We start from the raw sequence: 18,425 nt of genomic DNA on the forward strand, positions 1-18,425 counted from the left end.
GAAACGCAAATCCTGTCAGTCGAACGAAAGCGGACCGACCTTTCAAGATTGGCTGCGGCGCATATCGAGGACCCACAGCGACAGTGGGGCTTTGCTGCCCTGCCAGTCTGTTCCGAGCCTCATGAAGCCCGACCGCGTAAGGTTGTTGCGCATGGTGTTGCTGTCGGTCGTGGCGAAAACGGACTCATGGGTTGCTTCGGCAATCGCCTTGACGAGATCGCCGGAGAGCCTCTGGCCGCGCCAATCGCTATGGACGACGACATATCCAAGTTCCGGCGCCTCCTCGAATCCAACGATCGATGCGCCCGCATTGGCAAACCGGCTTTGGCGATAGTGCTGCAGCGGTGCTTTGAGAGCGCCCACGCCAATGATGCGTCCTCCCTCACCTTTGCGCAAAACGGTAATCATTCTGGTCCGACGAAGCCTCGGCAGGATTTCCTCGACGCTGCCTTGAATGGCGCCGCCTCCTTTGACGAGTTCCGCGACCGCACACTGGTCGAAAAGACTCAAATCAGCAAAGCTGCCGGACCAGCGCGCGAGTTGGTTCCCGGCTTCGGGCTCTCCGCTCATCATTTGGTCGGTCGATAATAAATGGCGTCGAGCATGGCTACGCGCGCGTCCCAGAGCTCGGTGTCACGCCCGATGGGCCGCTCTGACGTGTACCAAGGCGCCTGCCTGATGGGCTCGATTACGCGCGCCCAATAGTTTTCGAGCTTGATTGTCGTCGGCGCGAACGAGAGAGCCTCGGCGAGGCCCGGGGTGTTGCCTCCGTTCACGCAGACGAAGGCATCGGGGCGTTTCATGGCGAGCAACCGGGTTGCCGGTGCGAGCCGCGCCACACGCGAGGAATTCGAAAAGGCGGCGGTGAAGGCCGCGATATAATCGTTGAACTGGGTCTCCGTTACGTCGCCACGGCGCGGGATCGCATCCAGCGCGGCAGCAAGAGCGCCGTCTTCGAGGCCAATCAGTTCAGCAAATGTACCGGCTCCTCCCATCGAGCCGAACCAGCCCCAATCGAGATTAGCCAAACCTTCGGCCTCAGCCTCATTCTTGCCGAGCACACCTGCGATGCCTTTGGCCTCGGCAGCCGAGACATTCGCGAATGAAGGGGTACGCGAAAAGATCTGCTGGATGGCCCGCACGAGCTTCATGCGTTTCTTGAAGTCATGATACTCATCCCGACGGGCCAGCTTCACGAATTCGGGCCATTCCATTGTGGCCAGCGGCGAGTTGACCCGTGCCCACTCCTTTCGATCGTCCGGCAGAATAGGGCTCTTCGGCCTCGCCTTGCCGGCAGCTGCCTTGGCCTGGCGTCTGTAGCTGTCGGCAAGCGCGGGCGTAATGGCGAGGCGGAGCGGCGCGTACGCTTTGATTTGTTTGCGGATCTCTACGAAAAAGGGATTGCTGCTCGCTCCCTTCGCATGGACGCCGGCCTCGAAATTCGGACCCAGCCCGCCCTTTGTGAAATTGGAACTACCGACGATCGCCTCCGCCTTGTCCCCCGTCTCGAAGTAAAATATTTTAGGATGGAAGCAGCCCCGGCGGTTCTTCGCGACATAGGCGTTGGGAACATCAACGAGGCGGTCGATGAGCGCGGCCTCGGTTGCAGAGAAGTCGACACCGAGGAGAACGGACTCAAATTTCTCGCTATGGGCAAGGAGCTCTTCTGCAACCTCCGTGATACCGCCCCAGGCAACCGCAATCGAAATTCTGCCATGCTTGCGGATGAGCGCTGAAAGTTTTCGCGCCGTTGCTGTCGCGGTCACCAGAGATATCTGCATATTTCGCCTTTTGCTCACTTTCTATTTGGTGTCACACGTAGCGACCGCCCGGCAAGCCGCATAGGTTTTAAAAAGTAGCACTGGGCAAAACGGGGATGGGTGACAATACTGACGCAGCCGAGCGTCGCCGATGATAGCCGCTGATAGCGACCTCTGATTGACTTCCCGGATGACGCGCAATTAATCGAACGCTACGCATTCCATTGGAATTTGGGGGCACAAAATTGTCTGATTCGGATACCGATTTGACGGGTTTGTCGCCCGTGCGCGCACTTCACTTGCTCACTACGGATTTGCTTCTTGCAGAATTGGTTTCCGGACGTCCAATCGCCACAAACGAGGGGCACCGGCTGACGCTTGAGAGCAATGCCGCTCGCGGAGTACTGTCTTGGTATCGGGCCGCACCGGCTAAGTGGGCGGGCAATGTCATGACGCCCGACTGCGAAGCGATCATAACGAGTATCGGCGCGAATCCGGATCAGGTACCGGCCCCAGCCGTCTCCGCTTATCACGAAAGGCGGGTTCTTCGACTTGCGAAGATCGTTGCTCACAGATTTGCGGGCCTCCATGCGTATGGCACTGCAGATGAGCCAAGCACGGATTTCGTGTTCGAGCCGAACAGCCCCATCACGATCTTCGAAGGCTGGAACGGGTCGGGCAAGACAAGCCTTATGAACTCGGTGATCTGGTGTCTCACCGGAAAGCTGCTCCGCCCCCAGCGACTTCCCGAGGCCGGTGACGCCGAATTCGATTGCGAGATTGATCGGGGGGCGATGGAAGAGGTTTCACAGCACAAGATTAGCGCCGTGACGCCGCTGCCAAGCGTCCAACACTGGACCCCTGCGGCTGCGGCAAAAACCGTTCCTGCCGATACATGGGTCGAACTGACTTTCGAACTCGAAGACGGAACTCGCCTGCCACCGATCCGGAGGACGCAGTCGCGAAAGACGAACGGCAAGCTGGAAGAGGTCGGACCCAACGCGGCTGATTTGGGCCTCGATCCGATCGCCTTCACTCTGGGTACCACCATGCCCGGTCTGCTGCCTTATCTTCAAATAGGGAATCCATCGGAGTTGGGGCTAGCCGTGGCCAAGCTGACGGGCCTTTCCGATCTGGTGGCCTTGGCAAAGCATGCCACACGCGCCAGAGCGAAAATCGCAGGGGACATCACCAAAGAGCGCAAAGGCGAGTTGGAACGGATCGAAGCTGATTATCGACAGCATCGCAATGATCTCGAGCAGCGCGTCGCAGAGTTTCCAGAAATGGCGCCTGCCAGTGCGCACCCCGCAATCACAGATGACCCAACGGTATTCGCCGAGTTGAGCCAGCATTTCGAGAACTTGAAGGCTAACGGACTTGCGCATGCTCGTGACGTCCTTGGCGATACATTTGACGCTTCGGATGCGACACAGCGACAGAGCCTGGAACAATGCATTGCCCCTGCACTCGAGCAGGTGCGCCGGTTGTCACAATTGCCTTCAATGGAACGATTGGCCGCTCTCAAACTGGAGGTCGACGCCCGCCAAGAGGTGAATTCCCTCATAGATCGTCTTTTCGAAGAGGCGGGGACACTCGAGGAACTATCCGCAAACCCGGTCCTTGAACGCCGAACTCAACTCTATGCCCGCGTCACCGACTGGATGCGCGAGCATGGCAAGGCGCATGATGATCACTGTGCTATCTGCCACCATTCCCTCGCGGAGGTTGTCGACCCGGAGACAGGTGGTCTGGTCGCAGAGCATCTTCGCCAAGTAGCTCAGGATAGTGAGATCCTGTCCAAGACCGTTTCCCAATGGGCAGAGGCCTGGACCGGCAAGCTGGCTCGGGATCTGCCCGACGCCCTGCGGCGTGATTTGCAAAAAGATCTGCCGGCATCTCCCAGTGCGATTTTGCGCGCCGCGTTGCTCGACGACCTCTTCAGCACGGAGGGTTTCACAGGGGTTCTCTCTTCGCTGCGAAGCAAGATGGGAACGCTTACCGATCACGCGATGGGAACCCTGCCCGCGTTCGCGGAACCGACACAGCGGGTTCTGCCGAGCCGAGTTGGAGCCCATGCAGCCAAGCTGAGCAGCACGTTGAACCGCCTCATACGAGCGTTGGCATTTGTCGACTGGATGGCCGACTATCGCGATGAACTTGTGGCTGCGCTTGAAGAGGTCCGAGGCAAAACCGCTGGCCCCGGTGGCCCCGTTGGCCAGGCGACGGGCCTCCGAGCAGAACTCACGCGCCTAGATGCAATCGTTAAAGGCGTCGCGCCCATCAACGCAGCGGTCGACCTATCGAAGCGAATGACCACCTCTCAGATCGCTCACAAGCGCAAGCTGAAGGCGATTGAAGATTGCGGGACCGCAGTTGAGGCGCTCGACGAGATCATCCCAATCGGCGGTCTCGCTACCGCGCAGGTTGAAGGCTTGCAGGCCCGGTTGCATCATCGGGCAGAATATTGGCGGAACGCGATTTACCAGAACGCGACGACTTTAGCTCCCAAACCACACCGAACTGGCATGACCCCACAAGGTGCTATCGCAATTCAGGTTGGACGCGATGGCGTCCATGCGCCTGCTCAGCATGTGTCGAACGCTTCGGCTCTCAGAGCATCGCTCGTGGGGTTCTATCTCGCATTTCGCGAGCATGTTCTCCGGACGGATGGCGGCCTGTCGCTCTTGATCCTGGATGACCCTCAAGATCTCCTCGATTATGACAACCGCGCGCGCTTGGCGCGCGCCTTGAACAAGCTGGCCGAAGGTGGCGCTCAGATTCTGGCGACCACCTATGACCGAAGCTTCGGCCGCATTCTGGTGGCCGAAGCACGCGGTTCCAACCGCGTCGAGCACCGAGCCGTCCATCCGGTGCACACATCTCGCGGTACCCTCGAGACGTCGCTGGCTATCGAGGATTTAGATCGGAAGCGGAACGAGTTTGTTGCCAATGCCGACTCGGCGCCTCACGCGCAGGACTACGCGAATCAGGCTCGGATTTTTCTTGAGGCACGCCTCGGGGATCTGTTCGATGACCCCGCCTATCCCGCGTTTTCGGCTCCCACCGACGCGCCGACACTAATGCCGCTGGTAGGGCGGCTGCGTTCATTGGTCACCGCCCGCAGTAACGAACTCTTCAGAAGCCCGGTCCTCTCGCGTTTCTGTGAAGACCCGGCGTTAGCCGACGGCGCTGCACCGCGAAGAGTGCTCAACCAGGCACATCACCGCGACGCCGATGCCTTAAGCTACATTGACGTGCAGAACGTCGATGCAGACCTGAAGCGGTTGCGCTCTGCAGTCGAGCGCGTCCACGAAGAATTCCGCCGCTATCGCTGGAGGGAGCCGCTTCAGGAAACTCTCCCGGACAACGTCGTGCCTCTGACTGTTGTCACCGCGCCAGCGTTCAACGTCCCGATCGTTCAGGACATTGCAGCATTTAGCCGCCACGTTCCGAGTGGTGGCAATCAGGATGACGGCTTGGAAATGCTCTCCAGCCAATGGTTCGATGACAAGTCGCTGTTCTACATCCGCAAAGACACCATGGGCTTCACAATCCCAGCCGGATACATCGCGATCGTGGAAGCAACGCCTTCCGCACCCGCCGACCACGAACTGGTTATTGGACGCCGCGGAACGCAGGCATTTGCCCGTCGGCTACTGCGCCCGCGTAACGGCGAAGGATACTCCTTAGCCGCTGAAGCTACAGATCCTCGCAGCGGCCGACCGACGCTAGCTTTCGAGAATCACGAACTTGACCTGCATCGCGTCGTTGGGGCCTTGTTCGTTCACGTCCCTCCACCAGACGGACGGGAAGAAGCCGCGTTCCTTGAAGGGCACCCCGCCCTTGGACGGGTGGAAGTCGCATATCGTGTCCGCGAGGAAAGCGCCGTCCCACTCGTCATGCCCGGTCAGATTATTCTCGGGGGGGCGATTATGACCCTAGATCAACTCGATGCCATGGAAGGTGAGATGGTTGCGGTTACACTGGAAGATGGCGACAGCATTCTGAAGCGCATTGGTGCCCCGCTATCTAGGAGCATGCCATATCTGCGCCAATTCGAAACGATCGGGGGTCTTGGAGCCTCGGTAGCTCTCGCAACTGAACGAGTCGAAGGGGCGCCGGACCTGCCGGTGATGCTGAATGCCCGCCTCGTGCTGGGGGTCGTCTGCGCCTCGTAAGCGGGTACCGGAGCGCAACGCCTCAGTCAGCTGACGGTGCCACGCCCACAACTTTGTTCACCTTTTCTTCTGCCTGAAGGTTGAAAACAAGCGCTTGGGAATAAATATAGAATTGAAGGGGGCGCATTCCATGCCGACGAAGACTGCAGAAGACTATCTTGCCGCGCTCGCCGACGAGCTTGCGATCAGCGACATTCGCTACGAACAGGCCAACAAGAGCTACGCTTCGCTCGGCGATTGGTTGCATCGCCCCGCGTCGAAGGTGCTGCAGTTCGATCCCGAGATCTACGTGCAAGGGTCGTTTCGGCTGGGCACCGCGATCCGACCGCTCAACGAAGAAGAAGAGTACGACGTCGACTCCGTCTGCGTCCTTCGCCTGCTCAGCACCAGCCACCTGACCCAGTGGCAGCTGAAGCATCTCGTCGGTGACGAGATCACGGCGTATCACCGGTCGCAATCCATGGTAAAGTCTGTCGAAGAGGGCAACCGGTGCTGGGTGCTGCCCTACGCCAATGAAGCCCAGTTCCACATGGACATCGTTCCCGCCGTACCGAACTCTTCCCGGCAAAAGGCACTGCTCGAAACCGCCGGGTACGACACTCGATGGGCGGAGACCGCAATCGCGATAACCGACCGCCGCTTGCCCAATTACAATGAGCAAACGAACCAATGGCCGCGCTCGAACCCTAAGGGTTACGCCGAATGGTTCCGCCTGCGGATGGGGCCGATCTTCGAACAGCGCCGCAAGTTCGTCGCGGAAGCGATCCAGGCAAGCGTCGAAGACATTCCTGAGTATCGGGTAAGGACGCCCCTCCAGTCGGCCATCATGATCCTGAAGCGCCACCGCGACGGGATGTTCGTTGGCCGATACGACGAGCGCCCAATCTCGGTCATCATCACCACGCTCGCTTCCCATGCCTACAATGGCGAGGAGCGCATTGCTGATGCCCTCTATACGATTCTGGAGGGTATGGACCGGTACATCGAGCGCAACGGCAACGTGCGCATCATCCGTAACCCTACCGACCCACTGGAAAACTTCGCCGACAAATGGCCGCTCTATCCCGAACGCGAAAAGGCCTTCTTCGAATGGCTAGCCCAAGCACGGCGTGATTTCGAGTATCTCGGGCAGCAGGTCGACCGCCGCCGCATCGTCGAAGCCGTTAAGCCGCACATGGGTGTCGCAGCCGAAAGGGCAGCGACACGGTTGGGTCCGAGTTCCGGCAGCATGCTCCGTCCGGCCGCGTCCGCAGCCATCATTGGCGCGGGCGCAGCCAGCGCTCCTGCCTTCCCGAGCACCCGTCGCGAGCCGACCTCGCCCAAGGGGTTCGCTTGAACTGGTGGGCTGAAGACACCAAACGGGCCATCCAGGAGCAAAGGGCGCTCGGCCAACTTGCCGAACGCAGCTCCTGGCTGAGCAACCCCATCAAGCGGCTCGCCGAAGGTATGCGGGTCGCTTTCGACTTCGACGTCCAGATCGGCGACCGAACAATACCGCTGACGCTCGTCTATCCCGATCTCTTTCCCGACGCCGCGCCGTGGATCCTGCCTCGGGACGGAAAACGCCTTTCCGGCCATCAGTACGGATCGCAAGGCGAGCTCTGCCTCGAGTATCGTCCCGACAACTGGATGCCAGACATCACCGGTGCGATGATGGTCGAAAGCGCGCATCGGCTGCTCTCATCCGAGGATCAGACCGGCGAAGCCGCCCCATCCGAGCACCGAACCTCTCGAGCCCAGCAGATACGCCAATCATTCAGGCGTCTGCTCTTCTCCCCTGACACTATTTCGGGCTTGTCCGGCCTTGCGGAGGGGCAGGTTGAGAAAGGCGAAGTGCTGGAGCAGGAGTCGGTAGTCACGATAGCTGCCCAACTCGCTCGCATCGGCCCTCCCGATGAACCTGTCTGGTCCGAGACGCAGAAACGGGGCGGAGAATGCCGGAACGTCAATGCGATCGTCGCACGGATCCCGGAAGGCGAGGGCCGCGTGTGCACCTCGTTCAGCGATCTGCGAGCGCTATTGTGGTCGAGTGCGCTTCCCGAGTTAGCGATGGACCTGGCAAGCAGTTCGGAACCGACCTTCGTGGTCATATTCGATGGCAAGCGCATCTACCCGCTGCTGGTGTCTGGACAAGACGAAGGGCGTGCGATCGCCACCTATGACGCTATCTTCGTGGAGAAGGACTTCAAACGGCTCGACCCCGAGTACGAACGGCTCAAGACTGCCAAGGTCGCCATCATCGGATGCGGTTCGATCGGGTCGAAGGTCGCCGTGCAGCTCGCCCGGTCTGGGGTCACGGACTTCGTCCTTGTCGATAGTGATGTCCTCGCGTCCGGCAACCTCGTCCGCAACGAGCTGGATTGGCGATCGGTCGGGTTCCACAAAACCGTGGCACTCAGCCTTCGCATCGAAGAGATAAATCCCGCCTGCACGGTCAGCCCGTGGGCCATCTCGATAGGGGGCCAGGAGAGCGGTGCAGTGGCGGCTGCCACCCTGAGCGCGATCGAAGAATGCGACCTGATCGTCGATGCCACCGCCGATCCGAAGGCATTCAATCTTTGCGCCTCCATCGCGCGGCGTGCCAGCATTCCCATGTGCTGGGCGCAGGCCTTCGGCGGAGGTGCTGGCGGAATCGTCGTGCGGCTTCAACCCGACATTGACCCGACTCCCCTTACCGCACGGCAGCGGATCGAAGGGTGGTATCGCGAGCAGAATGTCGAGTGGCCGGACGATGGCTCGTCACAGCCCTATACCGACGCCAGCGGTCCCGGCGCACCGCTGATTGCGGACGACGCCGACGTCACCGTGATCGCGTCACATCTGACGCGCTTTGCTATCGACCTGCTTGCCCGGCCAGATGCAACCATCTTTCCGTACCCCGCCTATCTGATCGGCCTTCGCGAGAAATGGCTCTTCTCAGCACCATTCGATGTGCGCCCGATAGACCTGGGCGAAGCTGATGCCTGGGGGACGGTGAAGGATGCCGACGCCGCCCAGGCGCTCGAAGAATTCCTCGCCGACCTTGATCCCGCAGCGGCCGATGCGGGTTGAGATTGCCGAAGATGTCGTGGCAACGCTGCGTAGCGCGCTCCAGTTGGCTGGCCCGCGTGAGATTGGCGGTGTCCTCATGGGCGAGCAAATCGAACCCGGGCATTTCCGGATCGTTGAGACATCCATTGACGCTGAGACCGGCGGAAGTGCCCATTTCGTCCGTAGTCCCGCCGCGCATGCAGAGGCGCTCGATGCGTTCTTCCAGCGGACTGGGAACGCATATGACCGCTTCAACTATCTGGGCGAGTGGCATTCCCATCCCACGTTCGACGTCACGCCGAGCCGTCAAGACGCCGGGGCGATGATGGAACTCGTCCACGGTGAGCGCGGCATCGATTTCGCCGTATTGCTGATCGTCAGACTGGGATCCATCCACTCCCTTGTCTGTTCTTGCACCCTTTTCCGCCGTGGCTTTGGGCCATCTGCCGTCGAGATACTGGAATGATGAACCTGCTGAACCTCTTCTTCCGATCGCTCATCGAGTATGTGTTTCGGCGGCGATCTGCGGGGGCATCGCTCATCAAGGTCGGCGTCCCGCTCCTCGTCGCCGTCCTCGCCAGCCTTTCGGTTGGCATCACGGTTCCGACGGCGAATGGCCCATTTGTTTTCAGTTGGGATACGTCGGGGGGAGACGCAGCACTCAGCTGGGCCGTGTTCATCGTGGCAGCGAGTATCGTGGCAACCGGACTATTCCTCATTATCCGCGATGTCCGTCGTGAAAATCGGGATAAGGTCATCGTGATCGAGGCTCGTGGTTTGCGAGACTGGAACGGCGAGCCGTTGGACAAGGCGGTGCCGATCTCCCTCAAAGGACGACGTGATCTGGTGCTCGTAGATGTCCGACAGGGTCTGATCGACGGTCAGATCGTCAGTCCCGATCGCGCACTCCGGCATCTTACCAGTCTGCCCGATGACATTGCCCGTAGGGTCGGCGGCCTTGACCGGGCCGACATCTCCTTCGTCCTCGGCGGCCTTGCCCCCGTACCGCTGCTGTTCCTTCTCGGCGTAATCGTCGATGATGAGCACCACACGCTGTTCATGGACTGGGACCGCACGCAGAAGACGTGGCGGCCCTTGGATGATGATGACGATAGCCTGAGCTTCAACCTCACCGGGATGGACGGTATCCCCGTCGGATCTTCCCGCGTGGCGCTCTGCGTTTCGGCATCCTACGACGTGCTGGATGCCGATGTTCGTCTCGTCGAACCAACCGCACCCGTCGTTCGGCTCGACCTTGAGGGACGCTCCACAGCGTCGCATTGGTCGGAAACGAAGCAGCAGAGGCTCGCGCAACAGTTCCTCGACGCCGTGATGGATCTCGCGCGCCAAGGCGTCACCGACATCTCGCTCTTCCTGGCCTCGCCAGCCAGTTTGTCACTGCGCTTGGGGACCGTGTACGATAAGCGCAACCTTCCTCGTCTGACCGTCAACCAGTTCGAGCAGGCGGATCCGAAGAAGTTTCCTTGGGCGGTGGTGATGCCGGTGGCAGGCACGGTCGAGCCAAAGTTAGAGCAGCGATGAAGCGATTGCGCGAAGCATCCCCTATGGTGCTCGCTCCGTCGGCCCGAAATTTTCGATCCTCAATCACAAAAGCGGAACGTCTGCACTGGGGTCACAAAATTTGGGCTCTGAAGGGCGGGAATGGTCGAGAAGCGTTGCGCCCCTAGCTATCGCTGCCAAAAGGACTAGCTGGCCGCTCAAGTCCGAAAGCGAGCCAAAAGCTGCGGAGCAACGGAAGCAGGGCGGCGCGGTTCATCCGGGCGATCATCAGCGGCGGCAGCGTCGCCTGATTTCGCCAGGCTGGATCCGACCAATATTCGCTTGAGACGACGAGGTGATAATCCTTGATGCCGGTGATCGTCGCCATCACCAGCCAGGGGCCATCGATCCCGTAGTGGTTGAGCCAGGAGGCGCCCGAGATCGCGGCGTCGAGCAGCCCGTCCTCGAACCGCTTCGGCCAGACCCGCTTCGTCTCTGTCTTCTTGAGTTCGTCGACCACACGGCCGATCGTCCAAACCATGTCGGTGCGGCCAGTTCGGTGGGTAACCGCATAGGACCTGACCGCGCCCTGTTCGCCGAGATTGGTGTGCAGCAGCACCCCTTCGATCATCCGGACTGCTTCCATATGACCAGACGGCTTGTGCGGGGCGAGGGCATGTTCAGGCGTGACATCGAGATCGCGTGTCTCGCGAAAGATGGTAGTCGGGATGAGCGATACGATGGCGGTCGGATCGTTGCCGAGAAAGATCGGCAAATCGCCGCGCAGCGCTGCATCGACGGCTTCGAGATGGAACGCGCGGAGCCGTGTCGGCAGAGCTTCGCTGGCGGTGAAGGCATCGCGCAGCTCCTGAGTGTCCATCTCATATTTGCCGTTGCTTTTGCGACCATAGAAGCGATTGCTGCGCGCGAGGATGACTCGATGCGGGGCGATCGTGCTGGCCGGCACACGGACCAGCATCACGCCGCCCGCTTCGCCGCAATCGATCCAGCGCAGCCGAATGCCGGGCAGGCGAGGTTCGACGCCGGCGAGGAGCACCTCTTCCCAGCGCAGGACTTCCTTGTCGGGATCCTCGCTGCTGAGACCGGCGATGGTGGTCGCAATACCCTTGGGGGCATCGATGCCGAACAGAATGTCACCGCCCTGCGCATTGGCGAAAGAGGTTATGTCGGCGAGGAATTCCTTGCGATCTTTCTCGCTATTGCTGGGCAGTTGGCGCTTGAATTCGAGTGTACGGCGCTCGGCGACACCGTTCGCGATCAGCGCCTCAATATCGCTCTTGGCGATATCCTCGAAATTGCGCGGTATCATGGCAGGGAGGCTCCGGCGGTGTCGGCGAGCGCAGGTGTTTGGCTGCGCAATCGAGTCCATTCGGGAACTTGCTGATCCTGCCGTAGGCGCAGGCGCCGCCATTCGAGCGCAGTGTAGATGTCCTCCAGGCTGGGATCAATCTCGACCGGCAACGCCGTCGCAGCTTCGCGCAAGAACCGCGGCCCGAGACTGGCATCGTCGAGCCAAGCGGTCTGCCACCAGGCGAGGATGTCGCCTCGCGCATCAGCCATGGTCGCGAGCGAGGGCAGACGATCGCGCTTCTCATGCTGGTTCACCCGCCGATCGCTCGGCATAAGATTCCAGAGATCGCCGCACGGCCAGGCCGACCACGGAAGGCAATGGTCGATATCGAGCCGACTGCGATTGAGCGTCGCGCCGGACCAGACACAGGCGATTGGCGTGCCCTGCAGTTGCAGGCGATCTGCCGCCGCGCGGCCGAGCGCTGTATCGCGTGAGGGTTCTTCCCACACCAGCGCCGCCTCGGCCTGCCCGTGCGGGATGGCCAGCTTCATGCGATCGCCATAGCCGCGCATCAACCGCGCCCATTCGGTTACGAGCACTGGCTCGATCCACGCGCCGAGCCGGGTGAGCGCGCGCCAGATATGGCCAGGAACAGTGAGACTGCCCCATAAGCGAAGCGTCTGGATGTCCAGCGTGAGGGTGTCGGTGGTGCGTGGAGGCCGCGTCCGGGTCGCGCGGAAGATGTGCTGCTCGCTGCCCGGATAGCGGATGAAGTTGGCGGGCATATTGCTGATCGTCGTGGCCGCCTCGCCAATTGCGGCGGCGACCGCTGCGCCGCGCGGACTGACGAAACTCGCGCCGGGACGGAGATCGAGCGCTGCGACCTGATCGGCGAGCAGGGCACGGAACCCCAATTTGGCGAAGCCGAGCCCATCAGGTCCGCTGTTCTTCGGTGCCTGCGGTAGCTGCGCGCGCACAAGTGGCACATACATGCGGATCCAGTTGAGCGCGACGAGCCCCAGCGGCACCTCCACCGCATCGGCGTCAGTGTCCGACGGCCGGGCGGCGGCTGGCGCCATGTCGGCGATCCTTGCGATCGCGCGGAGCAATGCCAGCTTGTAGGTCGAGGATTTGTCGTCGCCGAGGATGATGCCGCGGATCAGCGGCAGCGCGCCGCTGCCGTCGTCGGGCATCCGCAGTGCGACATGGGTCCAGCTGACGTCACCCCGACCGATCCGATCGCCGCTGGGGGTCGCGCGCAGCACCTCCACGCCGTTGAAGCGCGCCAGCGCTTCGACTTCGCCCAGGCTGACCTCGAACATGGGCCGGTCCGGCGGCGCCTCTCCCTCGCGAAGCGACAGGAGCAAAAGCCCGCCGGGCTTCATGAGCGTGGTGAGCTTGCGGAATGCGCGGGCGCGATCGACTGGCGCGATATGCTGCCATACCGCCGACACCAAGATTAGATCATAAGCGAGCCCGAGGCCATGGACCTTGCCCAGACCCGGCAGGCGATCGTCGAGCCAGCGTATGCTTAGCTCGGGGTGCCGGCGTATGGCTTCGGCGCGCATGGCACTCGCTGGTTCCACCGCAACCACTTCATAGCCGAGGCCGGCCAGCCAAGCGGCGTCGCGGCCGGATCCGGCGCCGATGTCCAGCGCGAGCTTGCCATCCCCGGTCTCGGGCAAAAGCCCACGCACCGGGTCATGGACGCGGACTAGTTCGGGATCATCGTAGCGCTGGGCAAGCTCCGCTGCCTGCGCATCATAGACAGCAATCGACGCTTCGCTCGCGTTCATGCTGGGGCACTCGTTCGGTACATGAGCGCCTCGAGCCGGTCGGCAATCCGGCGCCGCCGCTCGACCCCGGCCGTATCACCCGAGAGCGCCAAGGCGCGGATCCGCTCGGCGACGAAGCGGAGCGCGGCATCGCCGTACAGATTCTCGAGCGCGAGGGCTTCGGCCCAGCGGAATTGGTCCGGCGTCATCATTGCCGCGCCAAGCTATCAGATTCTCGGGCGCGCCAATAGCAGGCGTAACGGGGACCACCCGGTTAGCCTCACAATCAGAGTCTTCGATCCGCACAGGCAGATTAGCAGACGGTCGGCTGCTGGGGAGCGAAATTTGTTCTTTGAACGGCTTAGATGGGTCGAGGCCGGCAAAGGCGTCTACGCGCCCATTCCAGTCTTTCTGCCTGACGAGGCGAGACCCCGGGACCTGCCAACCGTTCATCCTGATGTGGAGGATACGCTCGACCTGGCGAAATGCGCGACAAGGAAATCGACGAACAGTCGGATCTTCAGGAATTTCGCGCGACCTGTCGGGAAGACGGCGTGCAGTTCCGGCGTGCGCCCGGCCCACCCATCCAGCACAGGGATAGCGCGGCCTTCATTGGCGATCGGCGCGACCAGCGCGTCGGTCGCCAGCATGAGCCCTCGGCCGGCCACCAGCGCCTCCAATAGCGCGGACGGGTCATCGGCGACCATGATCGGCGCGATCGGATAGTCGCGGATCGCGCCGCCGTCGCTCAGGCCCCAGGCATGGCCGTCTTTGCGCTGCGCCAGTCGGTTGGCAAGCGTGGCATGGCCCATCAGATCCGCCGGACTTTGAGGGGTGCCGTGCCGTTCGACATATCCGGGCGCCGCATAGATGCGGTTGGGAAAACGGGTGAGTCTCCGCGCCATCAATGTGCTGTCGGGAAGCGGCCCCATCCTGAGGGCAATATCGACATCGTCCGCCACCAGATCGGCCGAGCGATGATCCAGCATCAGGTCGAAGCGGATCTGCGGATGACGTTCCCCGAACGCGGTCAGCAATGGCGCGATCACGCCTGTCGCCAGCGAATGGGGCAGGCTGATCCTGATCCAGCCCGCAGCCTCGCCCTGCAGATCCCGAACGGCCTGTTCTGCCCTCACCAGTATATGCCCCCAGTCGCCCAGATGGCGGCGATATTCCGCACCTGCCTCCGACAGCGCCAGCGCGCGCGTCGTCCGATCGAACAGCCGCACGCCAAGCCTCTCCTCAAGCGTGCGGACGCGCCGGACGAGGTTGGTTTTGGGTTGCCGCAGGCGCGTCGCGGCGGCGGTGAAGCCCCCGAATTGCGCCACCGCCAGAAAGGCTAGCGTATCGTCAGCAGACATAAGGCACCTTATTAGACCGATAACGGTCCATTGAATACCATATTAGCCCGCTAATCGCGCGCCGAATTTACGTCTATCTGTCTGCTGGCAAGGAGACGAACATGAGCATCGGCAAGACATTGATCGCAGCAGCGGTGCTCGCCGCCACGGCAGCATCCGCGCAGGATGCACCGGCATGGCCGCAGGCGCCGGGCTATTACCGCATGCAGCTTGGCGATTTCCGGGTGACGGTGCTGTCCGACGGCGCGGTCGACCGCGATCTGCCCGCGATCATGAGCGATCCGGATACGGTCCGCGCGCGCTATCAGGCGCAGCATCAGGCATTGCCAGCGCGCCTATCGATCAATTGCTATCTGATCGACACCGGCGAGCATCGCATCTTGGTCGATACCGGCGCTGGCGAACTGTTCGGCAACGGCGTTGCGGGGCACCTCGTCGCCAATCTGCGCAGCGCTGGTTATGCGCCTGAAGACATTGACACGGTCCTGCTGACGCACATCCATGGCGACCATTCCGGCGGCCTGTCGATCGCCGGGCAGCGCCTGTTCCCAAACGCTACTGCCTATGTCGATGCGGCCGATCCGGCCCTGTGGCTGAGCAAGGCGCAGGAAGCCGCCGCGCCGGTCGCGCGACGGGCTACATTCGGGCAATCGCAGAAGACCGTAGGGCCTTATGTCGTCGCGGGCCGCCTGAAGACATTTACCGCACCCGCCACGCTGTTCCCAGGCGTTCGCGCCATCCCGCTGCGTGGCCATACGCCCGGCCAGAGCGGCTATGTAATCGAGAGCCAGGGCCAACGGCTGCTGCTGTCGGGCGATGTCATCCACTCGGCCGAAGTGCAGTTTCGCGATCCGGCCGTGACGATCCACTACGATGTCGATCCCAAGGCGGCGGCGGCAACGCGCGAGGCAATCCTTGCCGAAACTGCTGCCAATGGCATCCTGGTCGGCGGCGCGCATATCGCATTTCCGGGCCTCGGCCACGTCACCCGGGAAACGAAAGGCTATTCCTGGGTACCGCTGCCATGGTCATCGCAGCCTTGAGCAGATTGATCGTGTGGACATGAAGGAAACGCTCGAAACGCAACGCACAATGTCAACCCGCCTCCGAATAGGGTCGGCGGGCCCTATCCTTGGGCCTCATCCTTGGTCAGTGGCAGCTATCCCCGTAATCTGGACCTGAACCGGACATTCGCCTAACGGCCCGTCTTGGGCGTGCAGAATGGGAAAGGAGACGGACCGCACCTGGGAGCGTAAAATTGGGTGCTGAACGGCGGCAAAGGGTCGTTCACGGCGAGCTACCGATTTGCGCCGCTTGGATGACTTACGCCAATCATCTCAACACGGAGCGCGCGCTATAGGTGTGACGTCAGCTGTGTCCGATGTGTTGGAGTTTCGCGGCTAGATTTTGGGCCCGGGGCCTTGCTCATTGAACTCGGAGCGTTCTCGCTGCGAGGATTCCTTTCGATGACATAGTGGGCATCGCCGGAATTTGCGACAAAACCCCTTAAAAGACAATCGCACCTGAGCGGTACAATTCGAGCACCCGCCGCTGATCGATAAATCTCGGGTTTTCCAAAACAACCTGCTCCGGAAACGTTTCGAAGAATGAGTGCTGTTCCACACCGAGGATCGGCCGGCGACCAGAGAATTGATGTGCGGTCAGATCATAAAGAAGGCCGTCGCATCTAACCCAGAAGTGATGCTCATTCTTGCGCGGCTTCGTGCCCTTGATGACCTCCGCAGTAAGGCCGTACTTCTCAGCTATGAGGTAACTGAACATCCGAGAGGCTCCTTCGCAGCAGTTGTGCGGGTAGGAGTATGCAAACGGAAACCGGATCCGCCGCGTCGAACGATTGACTTCGAGAAAGCCAATCAGCGCCGCGGCCGACGCTGCGAGCTCTTCTGGCCTATGCATTTGAACGAAACCTATAGGCGCCGCGGATCGACCAGCCATGGAAGGCATCGACCTGTTTGGGATTGTGAGGGGCAAAATCCATCAGCACAGGCTCATCAGGATGCCCAAGTTTGCCCGCTGGATCGGAACAGAAAATGCTCGCCCACGGCAAAAGCTTGGCCGCGATGCCGCTATGCCAGTTGGCACGCGATCCATGATGCATCACCTGGAAAAACCCGGCGCGCTGCAGACGGCCATGAGGTCTGTAAAAGCCCTCGAAGCCTTGCCACTGTTTAGCTGTCTTGAGGTAGCCGTCGCCGGTGAAGATCTGCCCGAACCGATCTGACGTGAGCCATTCTGCAGGAACGGAGCTGCGCACGGGATCGAGCCGGTGACGCAGGGTATACTGCGCCGCCCATTCCAGTTCGACGTCGCCAATCGGCCCGCTGTAAAGGAAAAGCGATATCTTGTTGCGCCGTTCAGCGGAGATCTTCTTCGATCTTGGCGTCTTGAATTGGGCATCGTAGATTGTCGTCAGCCCATCCAGCGCCGCCTTGCGGCCGGCATCGGTTTTTGCAGCGAGAAGCTGCCCCGCCAGGTCCTGCGCGTCGGACTTGAATTTGATCGTAGCGAGACCTGCAAGGCTGGCATCGTTATAGGGCACAAACTCCCAGGCACGATCAACCGTGATCACCTGGCCAGGGCGCAGAACCTCGACATTACCGTAGGATGGCTGCAACTCTCCTGCCAGACTATCATCGATCGCATTGGGATCTTCGTATTCTTTGAGCGGGTCGGCTTTCCACACGACCTCTGAGAAACCAGATGACGAGCCGTCCGGATCAGTGTCTTCGGGAGGTGGGAGCGGTTCCGCTGCAGGCCCCTCTCCTGTGGGTGGAACCATGAGTATCCGCTCGATCTCCACGCCCTCAATGCCCCTGAGGAAACCAGAAGGATCAAGCAGGAACCCGAGCAGATCACTCCCCGCGCCCGCGCCCTCTTCCAGCGCGACGACGATGCTGTCCCAGCGGGACAGATAGGGAAGCAGGAATGTGTCGACGGAAAATGTTCTCAACAAGTCGACCATCCCGCTGAGATGATCCTCGTCGAAGTGGGAAAGCGCAACAAGATCCAGACGTGGTCGGGTTCCAGAGGACCCGGGACTGGCTTGCTCTGATGCCAGGGCCATGATTTCACGGCGTACCCTGTCCCCGTTTTTCGTACTCGACTTGCCGCGTTCGGTACCGCAGTCGAAGACCCAGCGGTATGGATCCTTCCCCTTGCGCGTGATGAACCCTGAACAGAAGATGCCCTGCCCAACCGGATGGTAGGAATAGCGGAAGCGTAGGTAGGGATCATCAAGCCAGGACCAGATGGATTTGTCGATCCAATCCAGGCGCTTTTCCCAACCACCACAGAACATGAATTCAAGCAACTCTGGTACCTTGGTCACAGGATACTTGGCCTCGTCACCATATCGCACACCACGGGCGATGTCGGAGATCAGGTTGTGATGGATGGTGCGCGACGGATGCGAAAATGCCGCGATGACTTCCTGCTGGCTACAACCAAGGCTCAATAGACCCTTTATCAGCCCGATCTCACTTCGGCTT

Annotated in this window: 14 protein-coding genes; 6 read left to right on the top strand and 8 right to left on the bottom strand. The window is 61.1% G+C overall.

Annotation, left to right across the window (positions count from 1 at the left end):
- Positions 1-42: 42 nt before the first annotated feature.
- Positions 43-570 (bottom strand): GNAT family N-acetyltransferase, encoded by a 528-nt coding sequence (locus GGR39_RS15505; RefSeq protein ID WP_183618324.1) that lies wholly within the window; start codon positions 568-570, stop codon positions 43-45.
- Positions 570-1,781 (bottom strand): phospholipase D family protein, encoded by a 1,212-nt coding sequence (locus GGR39_RS15510; protein ID WP_221226172.1) that lies wholly within the window; start codon positions 1,779-1,781, stop codon positions 570-572. The genes GGR39_RS15505 and GGR39_RS15510 overlap by 1 nt, the downstream gene beginning before the upstream one ends.
- A 203-nt stretch (positions 1,782-1,984) precedes the next feature.
- On the opposite strand from GGR39_RS15510, the gene GGR39_RS15515 reads away from it, so the two are divergent.
- The 5 genes from GGR39_RS15515 (at position 1,985) to GGR39_RS15535 (ending at position 10,510) form a co-directional block, all read left to right on the top strand.
- The gene (locus tag GGR39_RS15515; RefSeq protein WP_183618328.1) at positions 1,985-5,938 is read left to right on the top strand and encodes an ATP-binding protein; all 3,954 of its coding nucleotides are present in this window, start codon (positions 1,985-1,987) and stop codon (positions 5,936-5,938) included.
- Positions 5,939-6,068: 130 nt separating this feature from the next.
- Positions 6,069-7,274, top strand: coding sequence for a nucleotidyltransferase domain-containing protein (locus GGR39_RS15520; protein ID WP_183618330.1), 1,206 nt, complete (start codon positions 6,069-6,071; stop codon positions 7,272-7,274).
- The gene (locus GGR39_RS15525) at positions 7,271-8,989 is read left to right on the top strand and encodes a ThiF family adenylyltransferase (protein ID WP_183618332.1); all 1,719 of its coding nucleotides are present in this window, start codon (positions 7,271-7,273) and stop codon (positions 8,987-8,989) included. Before GGR39_RS15520 ends, GGR39_RS15525 begins: the two co-directional genes overlap by 4 nt.
- Entirely contained in the window at positions 8,979-9,434 is a 456-nt protein-coding gene (locus tag GGR39_RS15530; RefSeq protein WP_183618334.1) for a Mov34/MPN/PAD-1 family protein, read from the top strand. The genes GGR39_RS15525 and GGR39_RS15530 overlap by 11 nt, the downstream gene beginning before the upstream one ends.
- On the top strand, positions 9,431-10,510 hold the full coding sequence (locus GGR39_RS15535; RefSeq protein ID WP_221226173.1) for an SAVED domain-containing protein: 1,080 nt from the start codon (positions 9,431-9,433) through the stop codon (positions 10,508-10,510). The genes GGR39_RS15530 and GGR39_RS15535 overlap by 4 nt, the downstream gene beginning before the upstream one ends.
- A gap of 142 nt (positions 10,511-10,652) precedes the next feature.
- Here the strand turns inward: GGR39_RS15535 and GGR39_RS15540 are convergent, their stop codons facing one another.
- The 4 genes from GGR39_RS15540 to GGR39_RS15555 form a co-directional block, all read right to left on the bottom strand.
- Positions 10,653-11,798, bottom strand: coding sequence for an AlbA family DNA-binding domain-containing protein (locus tag GGR39_RS15540; protein ID WP_183618338.1), 1,146 nt, complete (start codon positions 11,796-11,798; stop codon positions 10,653-10,655).
- Positions 11,795-13,576 (bottom strand): class I SAM-dependent methyltransferase, encoded by a 1,782-nt coding sequence (locus GGR39_RS15545; protein WP_221226174.1) that lies wholly within the window; start codon positions 13,574-13,576, stop codon positions 11,795-11,797. The genes GGR39_RS15540 and GGR39_RS15545 overlap by 4 nt, the downstream gene beginning before the upstream one ends.
- Positions 13,573-13,767, bottom strand: coding sequence for a DUF6961 family protein (locus GGR39_RS15550; RefSeq protein ID WP_183618342.1), 195 nt, complete (start codon positions 13,765-13,767; stop codon positions 13,573-13,575). The genes GGR39_RS15545 and GGR39_RS15550 overlap by 4 nt, the downstream gene beginning before the upstream one ends.
- Positions 13,768-14,004: 237 nt before the next feature.
- Positions 14,005-14,916, bottom strand: coding sequence for a LysR family transcriptional regulator (locus tag GGR39_RS15555; RefSeq protein WP_183618344.1), 912 nt, complete (start codon positions 14,914-14,916; stop codon positions 14,005-14,007).
- Between the two features lie 101 nt (positions 14,917-15,017).
- Here GGR39_RS15555 and GGR39_RS15560 point away from each other — a divergent pair, with 101 nt between their 5' ends.
- Positions 15,018-15,959, top strand: a complete 942-nt coding sequence (locus tag GGR39_RS15560) for an MBL fold metallo-hydrolase (RefSeq protein ID WP_183618346.1) — start codon at positions 15,018-15,020, stop codon at positions 15,957-15,959.
- A gap of 463 nt (positions 15,960-16,422) precedes the next feature.
- Here GGR39_RS15560 and GGR39_RS15565 read toward each other — a convergent pair whose 3' ends face one another.
- Both GGR39_RS15565 and GGR39_RS15570 read right to left on the bottom strand, forming a co-directional pair.
- The gene (locus GGR39_RS15565; RefSeq protein ID WP_183618348.1) at positions 16,423-16,698 is read right to left on the bottom strand and encodes a hypothetical protein; all 276 of its coding nucleotides are present in this window, start codon (positions 16,696-16,698) and stop codon (positions 16,423-16,425) included.
- Positions 16,699-16,825: 127 nt separating this feature from the next.
- Complete coding sequence (locus GGR39_RS15570) at positions 16,826-18,391, bottom strand: ComEC/Rec2 family competence protein (protein WP_221226175.1); 1,566 nt, start codon at positions 18,389-18,391, stop codon at positions 16,826-16,828.
- Between the last annotated feature and the right edge of the window lie 34 nt (positions 18,392-18,425).

The sequence above is a fragment of the Novosphingobium fluoreni genome (assembly GCF_014196615.1).
In the GTDB taxonomy this organism is placed as follows: Bacteria; Pseudomonadota; Alphaproteobacteria; order Sphingomonadales; family Sphingomonadaceae; genus Novosphingobium; species Novosphingobium fluoreni.